The sequence below is a fragment of the Hyphomonas polymorpha PS728 genome (assembly GCF_000685315.1).
Taxonomy (GTDB): Bacteria; Pseudomonadota; Alphaproteobacteria; order Caulobacterales; family Hyphomonadaceae; genus Hyphomonas; species Hyphomonas polymorpha.
The window spans coordinates 15,122-34,548 of the sequence record NZ_ARYM01000020.1; the positions used below are offsets into that span (position 1 = coordinate 15,122).

17 protein-coding genes and 2 tRNA genes are annotated in these 19,427 nt (G+C 63.4%); 10 read left to right on the forward strand and 9 right to left on the reverse strand.

Annotation, left to right across the window (positions count from 1 at the left end):
• Nucleotides 1-9: 9 nt before the first annotated feature.
• Nucleotides 10-972 (forward strand): UDP-glucuronic acid decarboxylase family protein, encoded by a 963-nt coding sequence (locus tag HPO_RS15150; RefSeq protein WP_035600543.1) that lies wholly within the window; start codon nucleotides 10-12, stop codon nucleotides 970-972.
• Here the strand turns inward: HPO_RS15150 and HPO_RS15155 are convergent, their stop codons facing one another.
• The 5 genes from HPO_RS15155 to HPO_RS15175 form a co-directional block, all read right to left on the reverse strand.
• Nucleotides 973-1,722, reverse strand: a complete 750-nt coding sequence (locus tag HPO_RS15155; protein WP_035600545.1) for a DsbA family protein — start codon at nucleotides 1,720-1,722, stop codon at nucleotides 973-975. It lies immediately after the preceding gene.
• Between the two features lie 89 nt (nucleotides 1,723-1,811).
• A complete protein-coding gene (locus tag HPO_RS15160) occupies nucleotides 1,812-3,245 on the reverse strand; it encodes a M48 family metalloprotease (RefSeq protein ID WP_035600547.1) in 1,434 nt (477 codons plus the stop codon).
• A gap of 91 nt (nucleotides 3,246-3,336) precedes the next feature.
• A complete protein-coding gene (locus HPO_RS15165; RefSeq protein WP_035600549.1) occupies nucleotides 3,337-4,344 on the reverse strand; it encodes an ABC transporter ATP-binding protein in 1,008 nt (335 codons plus the stop codon).
• Entirely contained in the window at nucleotides 4,341-5,906 is a 1,566-nt protein-coding gene (locus tag HPO_RS15170) for an ABC transporter permease (RefSeq protein ID WP_035600552.1), read from the reverse strand. The genes HPO_RS15165 and HPO_RS15170 overlap by 4 nt, the downstream gene beginning before the upstream one ends.
• Nucleotides 5,907-5,938: 32 nt before the next feature.
• Nucleotides 5,939-7,015, reverse strand: a complete 1,077-nt coding sequence (locus HPO_RS15175; RefSeq protein ID WP_035600555.1) for an extracellular solute-binding protein — start codon at nucleotides 7,013-7,015, stop codon at nucleotides 5,939-5,941.
• A gap of 230 nt (nucleotides 7,016-7,245) precedes the next feature.
• On the opposite strand from HPO_RS15175, the gene HPO_RS15180 reads away from it, so the two are divergent.
• The 3 genes from HPO_RS15180 to HPO_RS15190 are packed head-to-tail and all read left to right on the forward strand — an operon-like array spanning nucleotide 7,246 to nucleotide 9,928.
• The gene (locus HPO_RS15180; RefSeq protein ID WP_035600557.1) at nucleotides 7,246-7,509 is read left to right on the forward strand and encodes a hypothetical protein; all 264 of its coding nucleotides are present in this window, start codon (nucleotides 7,246-7,248) and stop codon (nucleotides 7,507-7,509) included.
• Nucleotides 7,510-7,532: 23 nt separating this feature from the next.
• Nucleotides 7,533-8,699, forward strand: coding sequence for an FAD-dependent oxidoreductase (locus tag HPO_RS15185; RefSeq protein WP_035600560.1), 1,167 nt, complete (start codon nucleotides 7,533-7,535; stop codon nucleotides 8,697-8,699).
• A 56-nt stretch (nucleotides 8,700-8,755) separates the two neighbouring features.
• Complete coding sequence (locus tag HPO_RS15190; RefSeq protein ID WP_035600562.1) at nucleotides 8,756-9,928, forward strand: acyl-CoA dehydrogenase family protein; 1,173 nt, start codon at nucleotides 8,756-8,758, stop codon at nucleotides 9,926-9,928.
• A gap of 12 nt (nucleotides 9,929-9,940) precedes the next feature.
• Here HPO_RS15190 and HPO_RS15195 read toward each other — a convergent pair whose 3' ends face one another.
• Nucleotides 9,941-10,567: a sulfotransferase family protein gene (locus HPO_RS15195; protein WP_035600654.1), complete on the reverse strand. Its 627-nt coding sequence runs from the start codon at nucleotides 10,565-10,567 to the stop codon at nucleotides 9,941-9,943.
• Nucleotides 10,568-10,709: 142 nt separating this feature from the next.
• Here HPO_RS15195 and HPO_RS15200 point away from each other — a divergent pair, with 142 nt between their 5' ends.
• Nucleotides 10,710-11,414, forward strand: coding sequence for a hypothetical protein (locus HPO_RS15200; protein WP_035600565.1), 705 nt, complete (start codon nucleotides 10,710-10,712; stop codon nucleotides 11,412-11,414).
• A gap of 7 nt (nucleotides 11,415-11,421) precedes the next feature.
• On the opposite strand, the gene HPO_RS20580 is transcribed toward HPO_RS15200, so the two are convergent.
• Nucleotides 11,422-12,339: a hypothetical protein gene (locus HPO_RS20580; protein WP_035600567.1), complete on the reverse strand. Its 918-nt coding sequence runs from the start codon at nucleotides 12,337-12,339 to the stop codon at nucleotides 11,422-11,424.
• Nucleotides 12,340-12,381: 42 nt separating this feature from the next.
• Nucleotides 12,382-13,152: a TrmH family RNA methyltransferase gene (locus HPO_RS15210; RefSeq protein WP_241767938.1), complete on the reverse strand. Its 771-nt coding sequence runs from the start codon at nucleotides 13,150-13,152 to the stop codon at nucleotides 12,382-12,384.
• Nucleotides 13,153-13,298: 146 nt separating this feature from the next.
• Here HPO_RS15210 and HPO_RS15215 point away from each other — a divergent pair.
• A tRNA-Tyr gene (locus HPO_RS15215) sits at nucleotides 13,299-13,383 on the forward strand.
• A 40-nt stretch (nucleotides 13,384-13,423) separates the two neighbouring features.
• Here the strand turns inward: HPO_RS15215 and HPO_RS15220 are convergent.
• Nucleotides 13,424-14,518 (reverse strand): acyltransferase family protein, encoded by a 1,095-nt coding sequence (locus HPO_RS15220; RefSeq protein ID WP_035600573.1) that lies wholly within the window; start codon nucleotides 14,516-14,518, stop codon nucleotides 13,424-13,426.
• 223 nt (nucleotides 14,519-14,741) lie between these two features.
• Between HPO_RS15220 and HPO_RS15225 the strand changes: the two genes are divergently transcribed.
• The 4 genes from HPO_RS15225 (at nucleotide 14,742) to HPO_RS15240 (ending at nucleotide 19,419) form a co-directional block, all read left to right on the forward strand.
• Nucleotides 14,742-14,815: transfer RNA gene (locus HPO_RS15225), tRNA-Gly, on the forward strand.
• 279 nt (nucleotides 14,816-15,094) lie between these two features.
• Nucleotides 15,095-16,927, forward strand: coding sequence for an SLC13 family permease (locus tag HPO_RS15230; protein WP_035600577.1), 1,833 nt, complete (start codon nucleotides 15,095-15,097; stop codon nucleotides 16,925-16,927).
• A gap of 119 nt (nucleotides 16,928-17,046) precedes the next feature.
• Nucleotides 17,047-18,474 (forward strand): circularly permuted type 2 ATP-grasp protein, encoded by a 1,428-nt coding sequence (locus HPO_RS15235; protein ID WP_035600579.1) that lies wholly within the window; start codon nucleotides 17,047-17,049, stop codon nucleotides 18,472-18,474.
• Nucleotides 18,475-18,477: 3 nt separating this feature from the next.
• Complete coding sequence (locus HPO_RS15240; protein ID WP_035600581.1) at nucleotides 18,478-19,419, forward strand: alpha-E domain-containing protein; 942 nt, start codon at nucleotides 18,478-18,480, stop codon at nucleotides 19,417-19,419.
• The last annotated feature ends 8 nt before the right edge of the window (nucleotides 19,420-19,427 follow it).

The window sequence follows — 19,427 nt, forward strand, 5'->3', positions numbered from 1 at the left end:
TTGAAGACCATGCATCTTGAGAAGCGCGTTCTGATTACGGGCGGGGCCGGCTTTATCGGCTCGTTCCTCTGCGAGCGGCTTCTGGAGGCGGGCGCCACCGTGCTCTGCGTCGACAATTTCTTCACCGGCACCCGGATGAATGTGTCTCATCTGATCGGCCATCCGCGCTTCGAGCTGATGCGGCATGACGTGTGCTTCCCGCTCTATGTCGAGGTCGACGAGATCTACAACATGGCCTGCCCGGCAAGCCCGGTGCATTATCAGTTTGACCCGGTGCAGACCACCAAGACCAGCGTTCACGGCGCCATCAACATGCTGGGGCTGGCCAAGCGGGTGAAGGCCAAGATCCTGCAGGCCTCCACATCGGAAGTGTATGGCGATCCTGTCATTCATCCGCAGCCGGAAGAATACTGGGGCAATGTGAACCCGATCGGGCCGCGCTCCTGCTATGATGAAGGCAAGCGCTGCGCCGAGACGTTGTTCTTCGATTATTACCGGCAGCACGCGTTGCGGATCAAGGTGGCCCGCATCTTCAACACCTATGGTCCGCGGATGCATCCCAATGACGGGCGGGTTGTCTCCAACTTCATTGTCCAGGCGCTGAAGGGGGAAGAGATCACCCTGTATGGTGACGGCTCGCAGACGCGCAGCTTCTGTTATGTGGACGATCTTGTGCGCGGTCTTATCAGCCTGATGGAGACGCCCGACAGCGTGACCGGGCCGATCAACATCGGTAATCCCAGCGAATTCACCATCCGTCAGCTGGCGGAGAATGTGATCGACCTGACGGGCTCGAAATCGAAACTCGTTTTCCGCCCGCTGCCGCAGGACGACCCCCGGCAGCGCCAGCCAGATATCACCAAGGCCCGCGATCTTCTGAAATGGGAGCCATCCGTCGAGTTGCGCGATGGCCTGTCAAAGACCATCGCCTATTTCGATGCGCTGCTGGCAGACCGGAATATGAAGGTCTGATCAGCCCGCGATTTCAGCGCGGATGACTTCATCGATCCGGGGAAGGTTTGCCCCTTCGATAGCCTGATCGCCGATGAAATAGCCCGGCGTGCCATTCACATTGAGCTTGCGGCCGAGGGCCTGCATGTCGGCGAGCTGTTTCTTTACGCCGTCGGATTTCATGTCGGCGCGCATCCGCTGCACATCGATGCCCAGCTGCATGGCCAGTTCATCGATCTTCTTTTCCGTCAGATCGTCATTGGATTTGAGCGCCATCAGGGCAAGGTGCATGTCGATGTATTTTCCCTGCCGGCCGGAGGCGAGCGCGGCGAGGGCGGCGGTTTCACTGATGCCGCCGAAGATCGGGTATTCCTTGAACACGACGCGGACATTGCCGTCATAGGTCTTCGGCAGATTGGCCGTCCATTCCGCCGAGCGTTTGCAGTAACCGCACCGGTAGTCGAAGAACTCAACCACGGTGACGGGCGCGTCCGCGTCGCCGACGAAATAGTCCGCGCTGTCATTGTAGAGGGCGCTGGCATTGTCCGAAATGGCTGCCTTGGCCGCGCTGGCCTGGGCCTGACGGTCCTTCTCGGTCAGGGCGATCAGCGCTTTCTCGATGATCTCGGGATTGGCGAGAATGTACTCTTCCACGATCTTTTCCACTTCCGCCCTGTCGGTCGTGCCGCCGCCCTGCGCGCAGGCTGGCAGCAGCGCAAGGCCCGCAAAGCCGAGGGCGAGAAAAGGAGAAAGACGAAGCGTACGGTTCATTTCGGGAATCCCTGATTTAGCTGGCCGGACTATAGGCACGCCGCCGGGCGCGTCCACCCGTCCTCACAGAGGGTTTATCAGCCGCGCCCTCAGGGGCGCTGACGCGAGAAATCGCCAAATGGCATGTCGCGGTTGCTGGTTTCGATGGACAGGCGCTGGCCACGGTTCTGGCGCTGGTAAAATTCCCGGTTCTCCGGATTGTTCGGATCGGTGATCAGCAGAATGTCGTCAGCCCGGCGATAGTTGGGCGTGCCACGCTCCAGCTGGTCTACGGCGCGGTGGGCAAAGCTGTTAGCCCGCACGATATCGCCCACCCAATAGGCGGACTCGGCAGTGGCCAGCTGCGCTTCGGGGCGGCGGCCCTGCTTCTCCATCGTGATTGCCAGCTGCGCCCAGGCAAAGGCGTTGTCCGGCTCCGCGATGAGCGCATCGCGCAGCGCCACTTCAGCCAGCTGCACATCGCCCTCATCATCCCGCGCGTTGAGGGAGCGAGCATAGTTGATTAGCAGCAGGGGTTGGCCGGGCTTCAGCTCCAGGGAGCGTTTGTGCGGCTCGACCGAGTCAGCAACCCGTCCGCTCTCGAACAGGATCTGGCCCTTGAGTTCGTGGAAGTAAGGGTTTTCGGGCTCCTCGGCGAGGAGCGAGTCGATATCGCGCATGGCGGACTGGATATCGGCAGCGCGGTAAGCAGAGATCGCTCTGGCATAACGGGCAGGCTTGCTGGTGTCGGTTGCCGGATAATCACGCCGCACTTTCACCGGGGAGTCGAGGAAGCCGACCAGCTTGGCCCGGAGCATCTGGTATTGCTGCAATTCCCGGTCCGTAGGCGGAACGTCCATCAGGCCGGTGGCTTCAGCCAGGGCGCGGGTTGTGCGGATACGGTCGGACGCCAGCGGGTGGGCGCGGAAATACGGATAGCGGCGCGCTTCCGACATCACTTCCTGATAGCGGAAGTTCTCGAAGAATTCGACGATACCGGCGGGGGATTGCCCCAGCGTGGCAAGGTATTTGACGGCGTGGGCATCCGCAGACGCTTCTTCGGGGCGGGTGTGCGTGAAGAAGTTGATGGCAGCGAACTGCTGCGAGCTGCCGATCAGGGCCGCGCCTGCGCCGCCTTCGCCCGCCGCAATGGCGAGCAGGCCAAGGCCGATCGACAGGAGGGCCGGGCGCATGGCAACGCCCGCCGCACGCGAGCGCGAGACAGTATGGCCGCAGGCGATATGGCAGGTTTCGTGGGCGATGACGCCCTTGATCTGGCCGGGTGTTTCGGCCGCGATCATCAGGCCGGTATGGATGTGGATGCGCTGGCCGTTGGCGACAAAGGCGTTCAGCGAGGGGTCGTTGATGATGTAGATGCCGACATCCTCGGGAACGAGGCCGGAGACTTCCAAAATCGGGTCGGTCCATTCGCGGATGGTTTCCTCGATCTCGGCATCGCGGATCAGGCTCTGGGCTGACGCGCTGAAGGCCATGATCGCCGTTGCGGCGACCGCGGTTGCGATCCGGATGACTTTGTGTGCCACGAAGCGGCTCCTGTGGTCATTGCAATGACCATGTTAGATTAGGACTTTGCCGCGCGTATGGCGAGGTGCCCCTTGCGGTCTAACTGATTTGTCAGACTTTGTCTGACGCGAAAGTGAACGTGAGGGCCGGATCGAGGCGGACCCCGGTTTCCGTTCCCTGGACAATTCCGGACATCGGCGGGACAAGCGCGGTCAGTTTCAGGCCCTGCAGGTCCAGCGTCAGGCGCGTCAGCGGCCCGGTCATGCGGGCAGAGAGGATAGTGGCGCGGATCGGCGAGGCCGGGTCGATGCAGACGCCTTCCGGCCGCACCAGGATCAGCGCGCCGGGATCCTGTCCACTGAGAAGGCCGGCCGGCGCGTTGCCGGCTGGAAAACGGTTCAGGGGGCCAAGGGCGCCTGCCACGGCGGCGCTGACGGGGCGGGTGTAGATCTCGCTGGCCGCGCCTTCCTGCAACAGCTTACCCTGGCTCATGATCGCAATGCGGTCTGCATGTTCCAGGGCTTCGGCGGGATCATGCGTGACCAGCAGGGCGGGGATACCGGCCGCGCGAATGGCGTCGAGGGCGGCGTCGCGCACGCTGTCGCGCAGGCTGGGGTCGAGGCCCGAGAACGGCTCATCCATCAGGATGGCGGCAGGCTCCGGCGCCAGAGCGCGGGCGATGGCAACGCGCTGCTGCTCGCCGCCGGAAAGCTCATGCGGATAGGCATTGGCGCGCGGCTCAAGGCCGAGGCGGGCGAGCCAGGCCTGCGCGCGGGCCGCGGCCTCAGCCTTGGGCAGATGCTTCAGGCCGAAGGCGACATTGCGCGCCGCGGTGAGGTGGGGAAAGAGGGCAAAATCCTGGAAAATCAGGCCAATGCGGCGTTTTTCGGCGGGCACCGTGCGGCCGGGCGCAGAGAGAATTTCCTCGCCGAGGCGGATTTCGCCTTCATCTACGCCTTCAAGACCTGACAGCAGGCGCAGCAGAGTAGACTTGCCAGCGCCGGAGCCGCCGAGCAGCGCGGTGATCTGGCCTGGGGGCAGGCTGAGGCTGACGCCATCGACAACCGCACGGTCGCCATAGCGGCGGGTTACCCCATGAGCAGAAAGCGGCGCGCTCATTGATCCTCACCGGGGCGGGAGCGGGAAAGCTGCCAGGAGAGGAGGATCACCGGCACAAGACCCGCTGCCGTAATCAGCAAAGCCGGCAGCGCGGCAGCGGCAAGGCGTTCGTCGCTGGCATAGGCATAGGCGCGCACGGACAGGGTATCCCAGTTGAAGGGCCGCAACATCAGGGTGGCCGGCAGTTCTTTCAAGGCCTCAACGAAAAGGATGAGGGCGGCGACCGCTGCCCCGGAAAGGGCGATGGGAAGGTCAACCTCGAAGGCCTGGCGGGTGGGGCTGGCGCCGAGGCTGCGGGCGGCATTGGAGAGAGAGGCGGGCGCGCGGGCAAGGGCGGCGGCCATCGGTTCGGTTCCGGCAGCGGTGAAGCGGGAGGCATAGACCCAGGTGAGGGCAAGAAGGGCCACGCCGCCAGAGAGGGTAACCGGGAAAAGCGCAATGATTGCAAGGGCCCCGAGCGCAAGAACAGCGCCGGGGATGGAGTAGCCGGAGACAGCGCTGGCGCGGGCAAAAAGAGCTGCCGGGCCTTTGGCGCGGGCGGCCAGTACGATCATCAGGGCGAGGACAAAGGCGAAGATCGCGCCAGCGCCAGCCAGCATCACCGAGTTTACCAGGGCGTCCCAGATGGGCGCTGCGCGGGTGCCCGTCTCGATACTTCTCCAGACAAGGCGGCCCACCGGCAGGCCAAACGCGATCAGAAACAGGACAAAACAGGACAGGCTGGCCCCAAGAGCGGGCAGGCCGGTCAATTGCGTGCGCGAGACGTGCCGCCAGCGGATGGAGGAATGCTGGCTGCCCGCGCGGCCCCGTCCCCAGCGCTCGGTGAGAATGAGGACGGCGATCACGCCGATCAGCACGAAGGCCAGCCGGGCAGCGGCGGCGGGCTCGCCAAAGCTTTTCCAGGCGCGGACGATGCCGAAGGTGAGGGTGGGAACGCCCAGGAACTCGGCGGCGCCATAATCGGCTGCCGCCTCCATCAGGGCAAGGGCAAGCCCGGCGGCGATGGCCGGGCGGGCGGCGGGCAGGGCAACCGCCCAGAAGCTGCGCCCGGGGCTGGCGCCGAGGCTGCGGGCTGCCTCAAGGGCGCAGACCGACTGGGACACGAACGCCGAGCGCGCGGTGAGATACACGTAGGGATAGAGAGTGCAGGCCAGGACGAAAGCGAGGCCCGGCAGGGAGCTGATGTCCGGAAACCAGTAGTCGCGCGCCGACCAGCCGGTTACGTCGCGCAGGGCGGACTGGAGCGGGCCGCCCACCCCGGCAAGGTCTGCCCAGGCATAGGCGAGCACATAGCCCGGCGCGGCCAGCGGCAGGATCAGCAGCCATTCGAACACGGCCCGGCCCGGAAAGCGGAACATGGTGACCAGCCAGGCGGCCGGCACGGCAAACAGCAGGCAGAGCGCGCCGGTGAGCGCAAGCACGCTGATTGTGCCGCCCAGATAACGCAGCAGCAGCGTCTCGCGGATATGCGTCCAGGTGGGGCCGCCGCCGTCAAACAGGCCGGCCAGCAGCACCATGATCACAGGCACCGCAATGACGATGCCGGCGACGAGCGCCGGCACCTGTCTTGAGATCGGAATGGCGGTGGCCTGTGTCAGTTCCAGCCCGCGCGATCAAAGATCGCCTGCGCCTCTGCCTGATGCGTGCCCAGCTCCGTGAGGGGGAAGTCGCTTTCCTCGAAGCCGGTCACCTGTTCGAGGCCGGCCGGAACTGTAGCACCGGCAACAATGGGGAAGTCCTTGTTCTCGGTGGTCAGCAGCTCCTGGCCCTTGGGGGTGGCGAGGTATTCGATGAACTGGATGGCAAGATCCGGGGATGGCGCGTTGGCGGCAACCGCAGCAGCGACGACGTTCACATGGGTGCCATTGCCGTTCTGATCAGGGAAGGAGAGCTGGGTCTTGGCCGTCTTCAGCCGCTCTTCCGGCGTGCCGGTGGCAAGGCGCACCCAGTAGTAGTGGTTGACGAGGGCAACCGCGCATTCGCCGGCAGCGACTGCTTCAATCTGGGCGGTGTCGCCGCCCTGCGGCTTGCGGGCGAAGTTTGCGACGACGCCTTTTGCCCATTCTTCTGCGGCTTCAGGGCCGTTGCGGCCGATAAGCTCGCCCATCAGGGAGAGGTTGTAGATATTGGTGGACGATCGCACGCAGACTTCGCCTTTCAGGCGCGGATCGGCGAGATCGGCATAGGTGGCAACTTCATCGGCCGAAACGACCTGGGGATCATAAACGATGATGCGGTAGCGTTTGGTGAGGCCGAACCAATGGCCGTCTTTTTCGCGCAGCTGGGCGGGAATGGCGGCGGAGAGTTTTTCGGAAGTGACGCCCTGCGTGAAGCCAGCTTCCTGGAAGCGGTAAAGCGCGCCGGCGTCCGATGCGATGATAACATCCGCGGGAGAGCGCGAGCCTTCGGCCCTCATCGTTTCCAGAAGTTCGGGCGCGCCGGATTCGCGGACATTCACGCGTATGCCGGTCTCAGCCTCGAAGGCGGCGTACATCGCTTTGTCGGAATCATAGTGACGCGCGGAATAGACATTGATCGTGCCGTTGAGGCCGGCCGCCGGTGCGGCGGTTTCTTCGACGGCGGCGGGCGTTTCCGGCGCGCTTGGCGCATCCGGATTGCCGCAAGCCGCAAGGGCGAGCGCCAGACCGGCAACGGCGAGAATACGTTTCATATCAGGTTCCTTAAGAGCTGGCGGGACCAAACCATGTTTGAGAATGAATCGCAACTCTGTGATGTCGCGACGTTTTGCCCAAATATTGCACAGACCGCCCATGATCCCTGCTGTTTCCGGAAGTTACAGGGAACCAACGGGGCAATGGCAGAGTTTTTGCAGTTGCGAAAACACTTCAGGCTTCTGGTACAGTCTGTTAATAGACTGGTAACGAATAGACGGGTGGTGGAATGACGGATGTCATCGTCGACTTCGATATAGCGTCTTCGGACGAGGATCTGCGCCTTGCTGCTCTGATCGACGCGTTCGTGGAAAAGCAGGATGCGATGGGGCAATGGGATGCCGCATCGTTGGAACTGATGGTGCGCACGGGTTTTGGCCCGGCGGGCGAGCGCCTGAAACAGCTGATTTTCCAGAGCCGTGAAGCGGCCGAAGCCTTCTGCAATTTCTGGATGACCGAGACCGGGCTTCAGGTCGCCCACTTTCCGTACTGACACTGCGCGCCTAAAAGGCCCCCATGATCAGGGCCGGTTCGCGTAATTCTTCCTCTCAGCCACGGGTCGCCATCATTGGCGCGGGCATTATTGGCCTCAGCCTTGCGTTCGAGCTGGCGTTTCGCCGTGGCACACAGGTTACCCTTTTTGACACGCGGGCATGCGGGCGCGGCGCAAGCTGGGCTGCGGCCGGCATGATTGCCCCGGCCTTCGAGGCGGCGGCTGAGGCGGGCGTTCACCCCCGGCTGTTCGATCTTTGCCTTGAGAGCGCAAACTTGTGGCCGGACTTCGCCGCCGAGATTGAGCGCGCCTCTGGCCTGCCGTCCGGTTTTGAGCCTGCCCCGGCGCTGGCCGTGGCGATGGAGGCAGGCGAGGCGGCGCATCTGGCGGCAATCGGGCGGGTACTCGCCGCGCGCGGGGTGGCGCACAGGGCGCTCAGTGGCGAAGACGTTCGCAGGCTTGAACCCGCCCTTTCCGGTGAGGTTCTGGGCGGGCTGGAGCTTGAGACCGATACCCGCGTGGACAATCGCCGGACGGTGACCGCGCTGCTGGCGGCCCTCATGGCCAATCCGCGTGTGAGCTTTGTGGACGGGCCTGCGCCGCTCAGATCCAGCGGCGGACGCATTGTGCTGGAGGGGCATGACCCCGTGATCGCGGCGGCGGGGTGGGAAACGTCTGTCATCAAGGTGGAGGAGCAGGGCGCGCTCTACAGCCTGGTGAATTGGGACACGGCGCTGGACGATATAGATTGCCATGGCGGGCAGATGCTGTCGGTGGCAGCCGGAGAGGGCGCGCCGCAGCGCGTGGTGCGTGCGGGGCATGTGTATCTGGTGCCGCGTGGCGGGCAGGTGGTGATCGGGGCGACGATGGAAACCGGCCGGGTGATCGATACGCCGGAAGACGAGGTGATCGAGGCGCTGCGGGCCGAGGGCGTGAAACTCTGCCCGGCGCTCGCGGGTGCGCTGGTGACCGAGCGGTGGGCCGGTGTGCGCCCCGGAACGCCCGATCACGCGCCCTTCATCGGGGAGACTGCGGCGCCGGGCGTCTATGTGGCGGCAGGGCATTACCGGAATGGCATCCTGCTGGCACCGGTGACGGCGCAGATCATTGCCGATCAGATTCTCGGGCAGGACGCGGGCGCGCTTGCCGCTACGTTCACCCCGCGCCGGGCCTGTTCCGCGACGGCCTGACGCTGGACGTGCCTGCCCGCGCGCCTTAAGTCTCGGCGCCAAAGGGAGCTTACGCCATGCATGTGATCCAGCCGATGACCGAAGATCAGGCCGCCATCCGCGACGCGGTGGCCAAGACGCTGGAGCCGTTTGACGACGCCTATTGGGCCAAGACCGACGAGACGGGCGAATGGCCGGAAGCTTTCTGCGATGCGATGGCCAAGGGTGGCTGGCTCGGCATTGCGTTTCCCGAAGAATATGGCGGGGCCGGCCTGGGGCTGACCGAAGCGGCGCTGATGATGCAGACCGTGACGCGCACGGGCGCGGGCTTTTCCGGCGCCTCGGCGATCCACCTCAACATCTTCGGGCCCAAGCCGCTGGAGAAGTTTGGTAACCCGGAGCTCAAGCGCGAGAACCTGCCGAAGATCATCTCCGGCGAAGAAAAGATGTGCTTTGCCGTGACCGAGCCGAACTCGGGCCTCGACACGTCCAGCCTGGAGACCAAGGCCGAGCGGACCAACAAGGGCTATGTGATCAATGGCCGGAAGATCTGGACGACGGGTGCTCAGCGTGCGGACAAAATCCTGATCATCGCGCGCACCACGCCGAAGGATCAGTGCGCCAAGCCCTATATGGGCCTCTCCCTGTTCTATACCGATCTGGATCGCGGCAAGATCGACGCCAAGCCGATCCCGAAGATGGGCCGTAAGGCGGTTGAGTGCAACGCGCTGTTCATCGACGGGCTGGAAGTGCCCAAGGAACACCTGATCGGGGAAGAAGGCGATGGGTTCAAATACCTGCTGCAGGGCCTCAACCCGGAGCGCGTGCTGTTTGCGGTGGAGTCCGTTGGCCTCGGCTTTGCGGCGCTGGAGCGGGCGACGCGCTATGCCAATGAGCGCGTCGTGTTCGGCCGGCCAATCGGCCAAAACCAGGGCATTGCCCACCCCCTCGCCAAGTCGTGGGCGGAGCTTTCAGCCGCTGAACTGCTCGCTTACAAGGCCGCGGCGCTTTATGATGCGGGCGCCGATTGCGGCGCCGAAGCGAACGCGGCGAAATATCTGGGTACGGAGGCTGGCTTTACCGCCTGTGAAACCGCCGTGCTGACCCATGGCGGCATGGGCTATGCCAAGGAATACCATGTCGAGCGGATGATGCGTGAGGCGATGCTGGCGCGGATTGCGCCGGTGAGCCGCGAGATGATCCTGAACTTCATCTCCGAGCGCGTGCTGGGCCTGCCGAAGAGCTACTGATCTGTAGGCGGACTAAAGGCCATCCGCGCCCTTCATCAGCTGGAAGAATTCTTCCTTGCTGTTGGTGCGCGGATAGGGCGTGGCGGGAACCGGCGCGCCGAGGAAGGCGCAGAGTGGCTCCCAGCCATCCCTGGCGGAGTGAATCAGCAGGCGGTTTGCCGGAATTTCGGCCTTTACGGCGGCTTCATGCGCATGGAAGGCGGCGACGACGCTTTCCTTGTCGAAGGTTGGCCCGAGACTGCGGTGAAGGACTTTCAGCACCATGTTGAACCATTCGACCGCTGGCGGCGGCCAGTTGTCGGGCGCGGTCAGCGTGGAGAGGATCGTCTGGGAAATGCTGTCATACCAGCTTTCGGCGGAGCGCGTTGAGAGGATGATTTTGGCCTGCGGATAGGCTGCAGCGAGTTCGCGCCAGAAGGCTGCCGTTGGCCAGTCCACCGCTGCCTTGTAGCCTTTGTAGATCGCCTCAAAGTCAGGCTTTCCGGCTACTGCCGCATTCCAGAGCGGCACCTGGGACGCGCCATTCTCCAGTACCTCTTTCATGTGGTGGCAGGGGCCGAAGCCGATTTCTTCCAATGCCAGTTTGAGAGAGAGCGTGCCTGTGCGGCCAAAGCCTGCGCTGATTACAGAGAGTGTCATTTTGTCCCCCATAGCGCTCTGAACGGCGCTTATTTCAAGACACTAGCACGGGCGAGCTCTGCGCAAAACGCTCTGGCGATTGACCCGCCCTTTGCGGGCCGGGTAAGCGACAGGCACAGGTTTCAGACAAGGCGCTCCTCCCATGCCGCAGATATTCGTTCCAAAGCGTTTCAATGGCCCGCCGGATACAGCCAATGGTGGCTATGTGGCTGGGCTGATTGCGAGCGAGATGCGCAAGGCCGGCATGGGCGGGGCGATCGAAGTGTCGCTGCGCGCGCCGCCGCCGGTTGAGGCGGCGATGGACCTCGTGATTGCAGACGGGGCCTGTGAGTGCCGCCATGGAGAGACGGTTGTGGGGGCCGCGCGGCGCGTGGAGACGCTAGGCCGTGCGCCGGCCGCGCCATCGCTCGATGTGGCTGCGCAGGGACGGGACAATTTTCCGCCGGCAGCTGATCATGCTTTCCCCCATTGCTTCGTGTGCGGACCAGCACGGAGCGAGGATGGGCTCTGCATCTTCACCGGACGCCCGCATGGCTATGACGGGGTGACCGATGTGTGGACGCCTGAGGCAGATTATGCCGATGCCGAGGGCCTGGTGCGCGAGGAAGTGTTGTGGGCGGCGCTGGATTGCCCCGGAGCGTTTGCCATTGGCTTTCAGGAGCGGCCAATGGTGCTGGGGCGGATCAGGGGCGAGGTGCTGCGCCGGCCCGAGGCAGGCGCGCCGCTGATCGTGGCGGCCTGGCATCTCTATGACGATGGCCGCAAGCATGGCGCGGCGAGCGCACTGTTCACCGCAGACGGCGAGCTCCTGGCGCAGACCGAACAGCTCTGGATCGAGTTGAAGTAGGCAGTTCCTATTTCTTCAGCACAAACCGCGCCACACCCAGCACGCCGGCGAGGATGGAGCCGAGGCCGCCGAGCAGCACAAACAGCGGGTTGGCCTGATCTGCGAAGGCGATGGCGCGGTTGAGGCCGGAGACCTTCACCGTCACCGTGTCGCGATAGGTGCGCAGGGGCACGACTTCATTTGCGTCCACCGCGAAGATCTCGAAGGTAAGGTCATGGTCGCCGGCGCTGAGCGCGGTGACCGACCAGCGCCAGGTATTCTCCGTCAGCGGAGAAAGCGACTGAACCGGCGGCGAAGTCGGCACGATGGTGAAGGCGGCGCCGGAGAGGCGGACTTCCACTCGGTCTGACACGAGCGCGGTGCCTTCCTCGATCACGCCGCGGCCGGGCAGGGCGTCCACGGCGCTGTCGCCGCCGGTCGCGTCGATGGCGAAGGTAACGTCGAAGGCGCGCTTGTATTCGGCTGAGGCGGGCGTCTCATGCGCGACGGGCACGGTCTTCAGCGTATCGATGAAGGATTCGGAGACGGCGGCGGTGACGTTGGGATCGTCGATGTCCACCGCTTCGGGCGGCGCGGGAGCGGCGGCCTCTTCGCCCGCCGAGGGCTCGGCCCGTATCGCGCGCGCCATGGGGGCGGCGTCTGCCGGGCCTTCCTCGACCATCGGCTGGAAATTGAAGTCGTCATCGGTAGCCGGCGCCGATTCGATGCTGGCTTCCGGTTCTGCCGGAGAAGCTGCCGGGGGCGTTTCGTCCTGGACGGGCGGCGGCGCTGGTGCGGGCGCCTCAGCGAGGGGGATATCCTGCGGGGCCGCTGTGATCGCCGGGGCAGCGTCCTTCGGGAAGTAACGCTCCATCAGGGCGGCGCCCCCGAGACCGGCCGCCGCCAGCCCGGCAATAACCAGAAGGATGGAAATCAAGCGCATCATGCCGGCGTCTCCCCGATCGCGTTGCGGAGCAGTGTAACAGAGTCAGGTGGCAGGGAAACTGCCCCGGCTAGCCTCATAGAAGGCAATTGCGGCAGCATTGGACACGTTGAGGCTTTCCATTTCCGCCGCAATCGGGATGCGGGCAAGCTCGGCGCAGGCCTTGGCTACGGCGGGGCGCAGGCCGGGCCCTTCGGCGCCCAGGACGATGGCAACCTTTGCCGCCCCTTTGACCGCCTGATCGAGCGGGCGGGCGCTTTCGCCGGCAAGCCCAACCGTGTGGAAACCGGCCTCGCCGAGTTCTTCCAGGGCGCGGGCAATGTTCACAGCGCGGATTTCGGTGACGCTTTCAATCGCCCCGGCAGCGCTTTTGGCGACGACCCCGGTGATCGTCGGGGCGTTGCGGGTTTGCAGGACCAGGCCGGTGAAGCCGAACGCGGCGGCCGAGCGGAAGATGGCGCCGAGATTATGCGGATCTGAAACCTGGTCGAGCACGGCAATGCGCGTGGCGCCCGCAGCAATCACGTCCTCCAGCACGGCCTCTTCCAGCGGGTCGGCCCGCAGGGCGATGCCCTGGTGCACTGCGCCGGGGGGCAGGCGCTGATCGATTTCCTTGGCGGTGACGATCTGCGGGGAAAGCCGTCCTGCCGGGAGTTTCTGGGCGGCGTTTTCGGTGGCCAGCAGCGTGTGGAAACGCCGGGCGGGGTTGGCCAGGGCCGCCATCACGGCATGGGTGCCCCACAGCCAGACGGGGCCGCCTTCTTCCTCGCGGCGGGAAAACCGTTGAGTTTCCGGGCGGTCGGGGCGAGTTGCCACATCTGTGTTCTGACGCCGTTTTGGGTGGTTGCGCCGCATGATGTTCGTCCTTATAAGGCCGCTTCCAGCGTAGAGCCGGGGCGGGAAACCGCCCTTGTGAAGCGACTGCGCGGCGGCGTCAAATGGCGTATGTCGCGGGGGCCCGTGGAGGGATGGGAGAGTGGTTAAATCCATCAGACTGTAAATCTGACCGCCTAGCGTACGCTGGTTCGAATCCAGCTCCCTCCACCACCCCCGCGCCGCCGGTCGCTTGCCGGAATGGGTTTTTTTCCTACAGAGACTTTTCCTTTGCCAGGGCCGGGGCAGACCGCGTCTCCGTAAGCTGATACGCGGCATTGGCCGTTGGCGCCGGGGATTTGCACCACCTGCGGGTCAGCCAGTCATAGGCAGGCTTTTCGATTGCGTGGTGAGCGACGATCGCCAGCAGGATCGACAAGCCCCAGGCAAACAACAGGCCCGGCACGTAGTCCTGCGGCCAGAAGCCTGTCTCTTTCATGATCTTCAACACGATCATGTGCCCGATATACATCGCGAAAGAGATTTCCCCGAGGAAGCGAAATTGCCGGGCAATGCCCGTCCAGAAAGTGCCGGGGCTGGCGAGCAGTAGGATGACGGCCCCGTAGAGCGGCAGATAAAGGAAATCCGTCTTGTAGGGGCTCGGCAAGGAGAGCGTTGCCACGAACAGGAGCAGGAGAACGCCGACACCGAGTGTCCGCAGGCGCGATTCGCGTTCGAACCAGTCCCTGTGCGCGGCGAAGATCCGATAAGCGAGGATGCCCATCGGCATGGTGATGAAGCCACGCAGCAAGCCGATATTGAGAAAGCCGAATACGTTGGAAACCTGCTTGTTCAGACTGTCGACCGTGAAGAAAAGGATAGCCGCGCTGATCAGGCCGAGGGCGGCAAGCAACAGGGTGTTCCAGCGGCGGTTCGGTATCGCCAGGATCACGACGGCGAGCGCCAGATTGACGATCAGCTCCACTGACAATGACCAGGAGGGATAATTGAAGGCGTTCGTGTGCCAGTCGCCGAAACCGGCATTGTGAAGCAGCAGGACGTTGAGCAGCAGACCGAGCTCGTTGATGGCATCTCCGCTGAGATACATCACCAAAACAAAGCAGAAGAGGGAAGCCAGATGCAGCGGCCAGAGCCGGAAGGCGCGCTTCTTGGTGAACTCCCAGATATCGAAGCTAGGCCTGTCGTAAAAAGCATATGCCAGCACGAAACCGGAGAGCAGGAAGAACACGTCCACGACCAGATAGCCGCGCGAACTCGTGATCAGGCCGCCCCGGTCGGGCCAAAGCTCAAAATGGTAATGGCCGTAAATCACCAGCAGGGCGCCGATGCCGCGCAGGGCATCAAGCATGATAAACCTTGGGCCCCGAGTGGGGAGGCGGGATTTCGCCAAATGGCCTGTCAGCGCCGGTGGAGGCAGTTTGGTAAACAAAGAAAATTCCCAGATGGCCGGCTTGCCTGATTGTAGAGCAAGACACGTGCCACCCGCGGGGGGCGAAAGAAGCGGTGAAAAATGTGCAGGCTGAGCTTGTTTGGCGGCTCAATCGCTCATATTACCAAGCGCTCGGAAGCGGGCGGGTATAGCATAATGGTAATGCACCAGCCTTCCAAGCTGTGTATGTCGGTTCGATTCCGTCTACCCGCTCCAGCCCGTTTCCCCTGATCGCCTGACAAATCGCGCCCTCGGCTGAGGCCGCCGGATGAACGGGCACTCTTCGGCGCGTTTCGCCCTATGCAAATGCAGGTGTGCGCTTTAGGGCGCGGGGGATTTGCCGGGCGCTTGTTGCCGTTGGGCGACCCCCGGAAGGCGAATTGAATCAATGCCCAGCATTTCCTCCCCCGTTCGGTTTACCGGACGGGTTTTACATTGCGCTTTCGGTCTGTTCCGGCTTTCTAGGGAATAAGCGCAACAGTTTCAGGACACCGCATGCTCGCTCCGCTCCTCGAGAGTTCGGTCTTCCAGATCAGTTTCGTTCTGGTCCTTGTTGTCTTTGTATTTTTCGGTTTCATCCGGGAGAAGATACCGGCCGATGTGGTCGCCCTGATCGCGATGGGCGCGCTGATGCTGACGGGTATCCTGTCCGTCAACGAGACGATTGCGGTCTTCTCCAATTCGGCGCCGATTACAGTCGCGGCGATGTTCATCCTGTCGGCGGCGCTCGAGCGAACCGGGGTCATCGACTATGTGGGGCGCGCCGTCGTCAGGCTGGCGAACGGCGGGTCACCTGCCATCGCCGTCGTGGTGATGATGGCGGCTGTCATCTTTCTCTCGGCCTTCATCAACAACACGCCGGTTGTGATCATCCTGATCCCTGTCGCCATTCGCCTCGCCAAGGCGATCAATATTACCCCCTCCAAGCTGTTGATGCCGCTGTCGTTCGCGGCCATCTTCGGCGGCACCACCACGCTGATCGGCACCTCGACCAATATTCTGGTCGATGGCGTTTCCCAGAACCAGGGTATGGCGCCCTTCGGGATGTTCGAGATTACGCTGGCCGGGATGATCTTTGCGGCCGTGGGGGTCACTTATACTTCTGTGCTCGGCCCCTTCCTGCTGCCCAAGCGCGAGACGCTGGCGGCGATGCTGCCCGATCAGAAGGAACGCCGCTTCATCGCGCAGATCCTTATCCCGCTGAACTCTGATCTGATCGGCAAGACGATCGCCGAGACCGGGTTCACGGCGGAAAAGGGGTTCACCGTGATCGACGTGTTCCGGGAGGGCGTGTCGCTGCGGGCGGATCTGAAGAAAATCGTGCTGCAGGCGGGCGACCGGATCGTGCTGCGCTCGCCGGTTTCGGAAATGCTCACGCTCAAGGAGGCGGGCAGTATCGCGATTGGAACGCAGGGCGGGAAACAGGCTTCCTTCGAGCCGGTGCAGACCACCGAGACGGTGATCATGGAAGGCGTGATCGGCCCCCATTCGCGCCTCATCGGGCGGCGCCTGGCCGGCCTTGGCCTCGCCCGCCTCTATGGCGTTTATGTGCTCGCCATTCACCGGCGCGGTGAGAACATGGCTTCCCAGATCAACGAGCTGCGCTTTGAAGTGGGCGACACCGTTCTGCTGGAGGGCCCGCCGCGCGGCATGCGCGAGATGTTTGACGAGGGCCTGCTGAACAACCTCACCGAAAGCTCCGACCGGGCCATCCGGCGCGACAAGGCGCCGGTGGCGATTGCCGCCGTGCTGATGGTGATGGGCCTGGCTGCCATCGAGTTGATGCCGATTGCCGGCCTTGCCCTGATTGCCGCCACGGCTGTGGTGGCTTTCGGCTGTCTTGATCATCAGGAAGCCTACCGGTCGATCCAGTGGGATATCCTGATGCTGATCTTCGGCATGCTGGCGCTCGGCACGGCGATGGACAAGACCGGGGCAGCGGCTGTGGTGGTCGGTCTGCTCTCGCAGGTCGCGGGCGGGGCGGGGCCCCTCATCCTGTTGATCATCGTCTACGCCTTCACCTCCATGGTCACGGAGATCATGAGCAACAATGCGGCGGCGATCCTGATCACACCGCTGGCGATTGGGCTTGCCCACGGCCTGGGCGTCGACCCGCGCCCTTTCATCGTGGCGGTCATGTTTGCCGCAAGCGCCAGTTTTGCCACCCCCATCGGATACCAGACGAATACGCTGGTTTACCGGGCGGGGGGGTATGCGTTCATGGATTTTGTCAGGTTCGGCTTGCCTCTGAATCTGATCTTTGTGGCGGTTGCCGCGATCGTGATCCCGATTTTCTGGCCGCTCGTGCCGGTCACACCACAGGGGTGATGCTCTCCTTTTGTGCAGCAAAAGCGCCTGTTTGCATGATTTTCGGGCGGGTTTGGCCGCAAGTGAGCGCCTAAGAGAAGGGCGTTGAGTGCTGCAAAATACGGCGTAAGGATACGTCGATGGCTGAAACTCCACGGTTTTTCAACGAGATGGACGGCAGCGGTGAAAAACCCCGCGCTCCCTATGCACGTTATTGCGATTGGTTTGCCGACGAGCCTCCCGAGCGTCTCCGCCGGAAGGCACGCGAGGCGGAGACGTTCTTCCGCCGGACCGGCATTACCTTCAACGTCTATGGTGCCGCCGATGCGGACGAGCGGCTGATCCCGTTCGACGTCGTGCCCCGGATCATTTCCGGCAAGGAATGGGCGCGGCTGACCAAAGGCATCGAGCAGCGGGTGCGGGCTATCAACGCCTTCCTGCACGACATCTATCACCGCCAGGAAATTCTGCGCGCCGGGCGTATTCCGGTGGATCTGATCCAGAACAATGACGCCTTCCTGCCGAAGATGATCGGCGTGGTGCCCCCGGCCAAGGTTTACACTCATATTGTCGGCGTTGACCTGGTGCGCACCAGCGAGAACGAGTTTTTCGTTCTGGAGGATAATGCCCGCACACCGTCGGGCGTTTCCTACATGCTGGAGAACCGGGAAACGATGCTCCACATGTTTCCGGAGCTGTTCACCAAAATCCGTGTGCGCCCCGTCAGCGACTATCCTAAATCCCTGCGCCGCTCCCTGGCGGCCTGCGCGCCGGCGGCCTGCACGGGCCGTCCCGTGGTGGCGGTGCTGACGCCCGGCATCCACAACTCGGCCTATTACGAACACGCCTTCCTGGCTGACCAGATGGGCGCCGAACTGGTGGAGGGGCATGACCTGCGCGTGGTCGATGGGCGGATCGCGATGCGCACCACGCTCGGCTACACGCCTATCGATGTGCTCTATCGCCGGGTGGATGATGATTATCTCGATCCCCTGAACTTCCGGCCCGACTCAATGCTGGGCGTGCCGGGGATTCTCGATGTCTACCGCGCCGGCGGTATCACCATCGCCAATGCGCCGGGCACCGGAATTGCCGACGACAAGGCGATCTATTCCTACATGCCTGACATTGTTCAGTTCTATACCGGCGAGAAGCCGATCCTGAAGAATGTGCCGACCTGGCGCTGCTCTGAGCCCTCATCCCTGTCCTATGTGCTTGAGCATCTGCACGAACTCGTTGTGAAGGAGGTTCATGGATCGGGCGGGTACGGAATGCTGGTGGGGCCGGCCGCGTCGAAGAAGGAAATCGAAGCCTTCCGCGCCAAGCTGCAGGCGCGCCCGTCTGCCTATATTGCCCAGCCCACCCTGGCGCTTTCCACCGTGCCGATCCTCACGCGGGCGGGCCTTGCGCCGCGCCATGTGGACTTGCGGCCCTTCGTGCTCGTCTCGCCCGATGGCATCGAGATCACCCCCGGGGGCCTGACGCGCGTGGCGCTGAAGAAAGGCTCCCTGGTCGTGAACTCCAGCCAGGGCGGCGGCACGAAAGACACCTGGGTTCTGGAGGAATAGGCGATGCTTGGGAAAACCGCAGGCGGCCTCTTCTGGATGTTCCGTTATCTGGAGCGGAGCGAGAATACCGCGCGTCTCGTCGATGCCGGCTTCCGCATGGCGCTCACCCGTTCTGATCATGCCGAGGACGAATGGGCCTCCATCATTGATACTGCCTCCGCCCGCCATGATTTCCTGGCTGCCGGCGGAAAATTCGATGGCCAGAGCGTCGTCAATTTCCTGCTGCGGGATCCGGGCAATCCGTCTTCGGTCATTTCCGTGACCGAGGCGGCGCGGAACAATGCCCGCCTGGTGCGCACGGCGCTGACGCGGGAAGTGTGGGAGGCGGTCAACGAATCCTGGATCGTGCTCAAGGATGTCCTGGCGCGGCCCATCAAGGAAACGGAGCTGCCCGAGGTTCTGGGGATCATCCGCAAGCAGAGTTCACTTGTGCGCGGCGCGACGGTCGGCACCATGCTGCGCAATGACATCTACAACTTCGCGCGGGTTGGCACATTTGTGGAGCGGGCGGACAACATCGCGCGTATTCTGGACGTGAAATATTATGTGCTGCTGCCATCGGTGACGCTGGTGGGGTCCACGCTGGACAATGTGCAGTGGGAGACGATCCTGCGCTCGGCCTCGGCGGAGCGGGCATTCCGCTGGCTGTATGGCGGAGAGGCGCGCGCCAGCACGATTGCCGACTTCCTGATCCTTGACCGGCGGATGCCGCGCTCGCTGCTGTATTGTCTGCGCAAGATCGCCGGAAACCTGGGACATCTGTGTGCGGACTACAACACCCGCGCGCCGAGCCTCGACATGGCGCTGTCGATGCGGGATGATCTTGAGGATCGCAGTATCGAACGCATCATGGATAGCGGCCTGCATGAATTTCTGCTGGCCTTCATCCAGAACAACAACGCGCTCGCCCATCAGGTCGAGCAGGACTTCCGCTTCTACAACTGAGGACAGGA

What these genes read in the sequence shown, in the direction of transcription:
- HPO_RS15220 (WP_035600573.1), bottom strand. Translation starts at nt 14,518, where the DNA reads ATGCTTGATGCCCTGCGCGGCATCGGCGCCCTGCTGGTGATTTACGGC.
- HPO_RS15175 (WP_035600555.1), bottom strand. Translation starts at nt 7,015, where the DNA reads ATGAAACGTATTCTCGCCGTTGCCGGTCTGGCGCTCGCCCTTGCGGCT.
- HPO_RS15150 (WP_035600543.1), top strand. Translation starts at nt 10, where the DNA reads ATGCATCTTGAGAAGCGCGTTCTGATTACGGGCGGGGCCGGCTTTATC.
- HPO_RS15185 (WP_035600560.1), top strand. Translation starts at nt 7,533, where the DNA reads ATGATCAGGGCCGGTTCGCGTAATTCTTCCTCTCAGCCACGGGTCGCC.
- HPO_RS15235 (WP_035600579.1), top strand. Translation starts at nt 17,047, where the DNA reads ATGGCTGAAACTCCACGGTTTTTCAACGAGATGGACGGCAGCGGTGAA.
- HPO_RS15180 (WP_035600557.1), top strand. Translation starts at nt 7,246, where the DNA reads ATGACGGATGTCATCGTCGACTTCGATATAGCGTCTTCGGACGAGGAT.
- HPO_RS15240 (WP_035600581.1), top strand. Translation starts at nt 18,478, where the DNA reads ATGCTTGGGAAAACCGCAGGCGGCCTCTTCTGGATGTTCCGTTATCTG.
- HPO_RS15230 (WP_035600577.1), top strand. Translation starts at nt 15,095, where the DNA reads ATGCTCGCTCCGCTCCTCGAGAGTTCGGTCTTCCAGATCAGTTTCGTT.
- HPO_RS15195 (WP_035600654.1), bottom strand. Translation starts at nt 10,567, where the DNA reads ATGACACTCTCTGTAATCAGCGCAGGCTTTGGCCGCACAGGCACGCTC.
- HPO_RS15190 (WP_035600562.1), top strand. Translation starts at nt 8,756, where the DNA reads ATGCATGTGATCCAGCCGATGACCGAAGATCAGGCCGCCATCCGCGAC.
- HPO_RS20580 (WP_035600567.1), bottom strand. Translation starts at nt 12,339, where the DNA reads ATGATGCGCTTGATTTCCATCCTTCTGGTTATTGCCGGGCTGGCGGCG.
- HPO_RS15200 (WP_035600565.1), top strand. Translation starts at nt 10,710, where the DNA reads ATGCCGCAGATATTCGTTCCAAAGCGTTTCAATGGCCCGCCGGATACA.
- HPO_RS15155 (WP_035600545.1), bottom strand. Translation starts at nt 1,722, where the DNA reads ATGAACCGTACGCTTCGTCTTTCTCCTTTTCTCGCCCTCGGCTTTGCG.
- HPO_RS15165 (WP_035600549.1), bottom strand. Translation starts at nt 4,344, where the DNA reads ATGAGCGCGCCGCTTTCTGCTCATGGGGTAACCCGCCGCTATGGCGAC.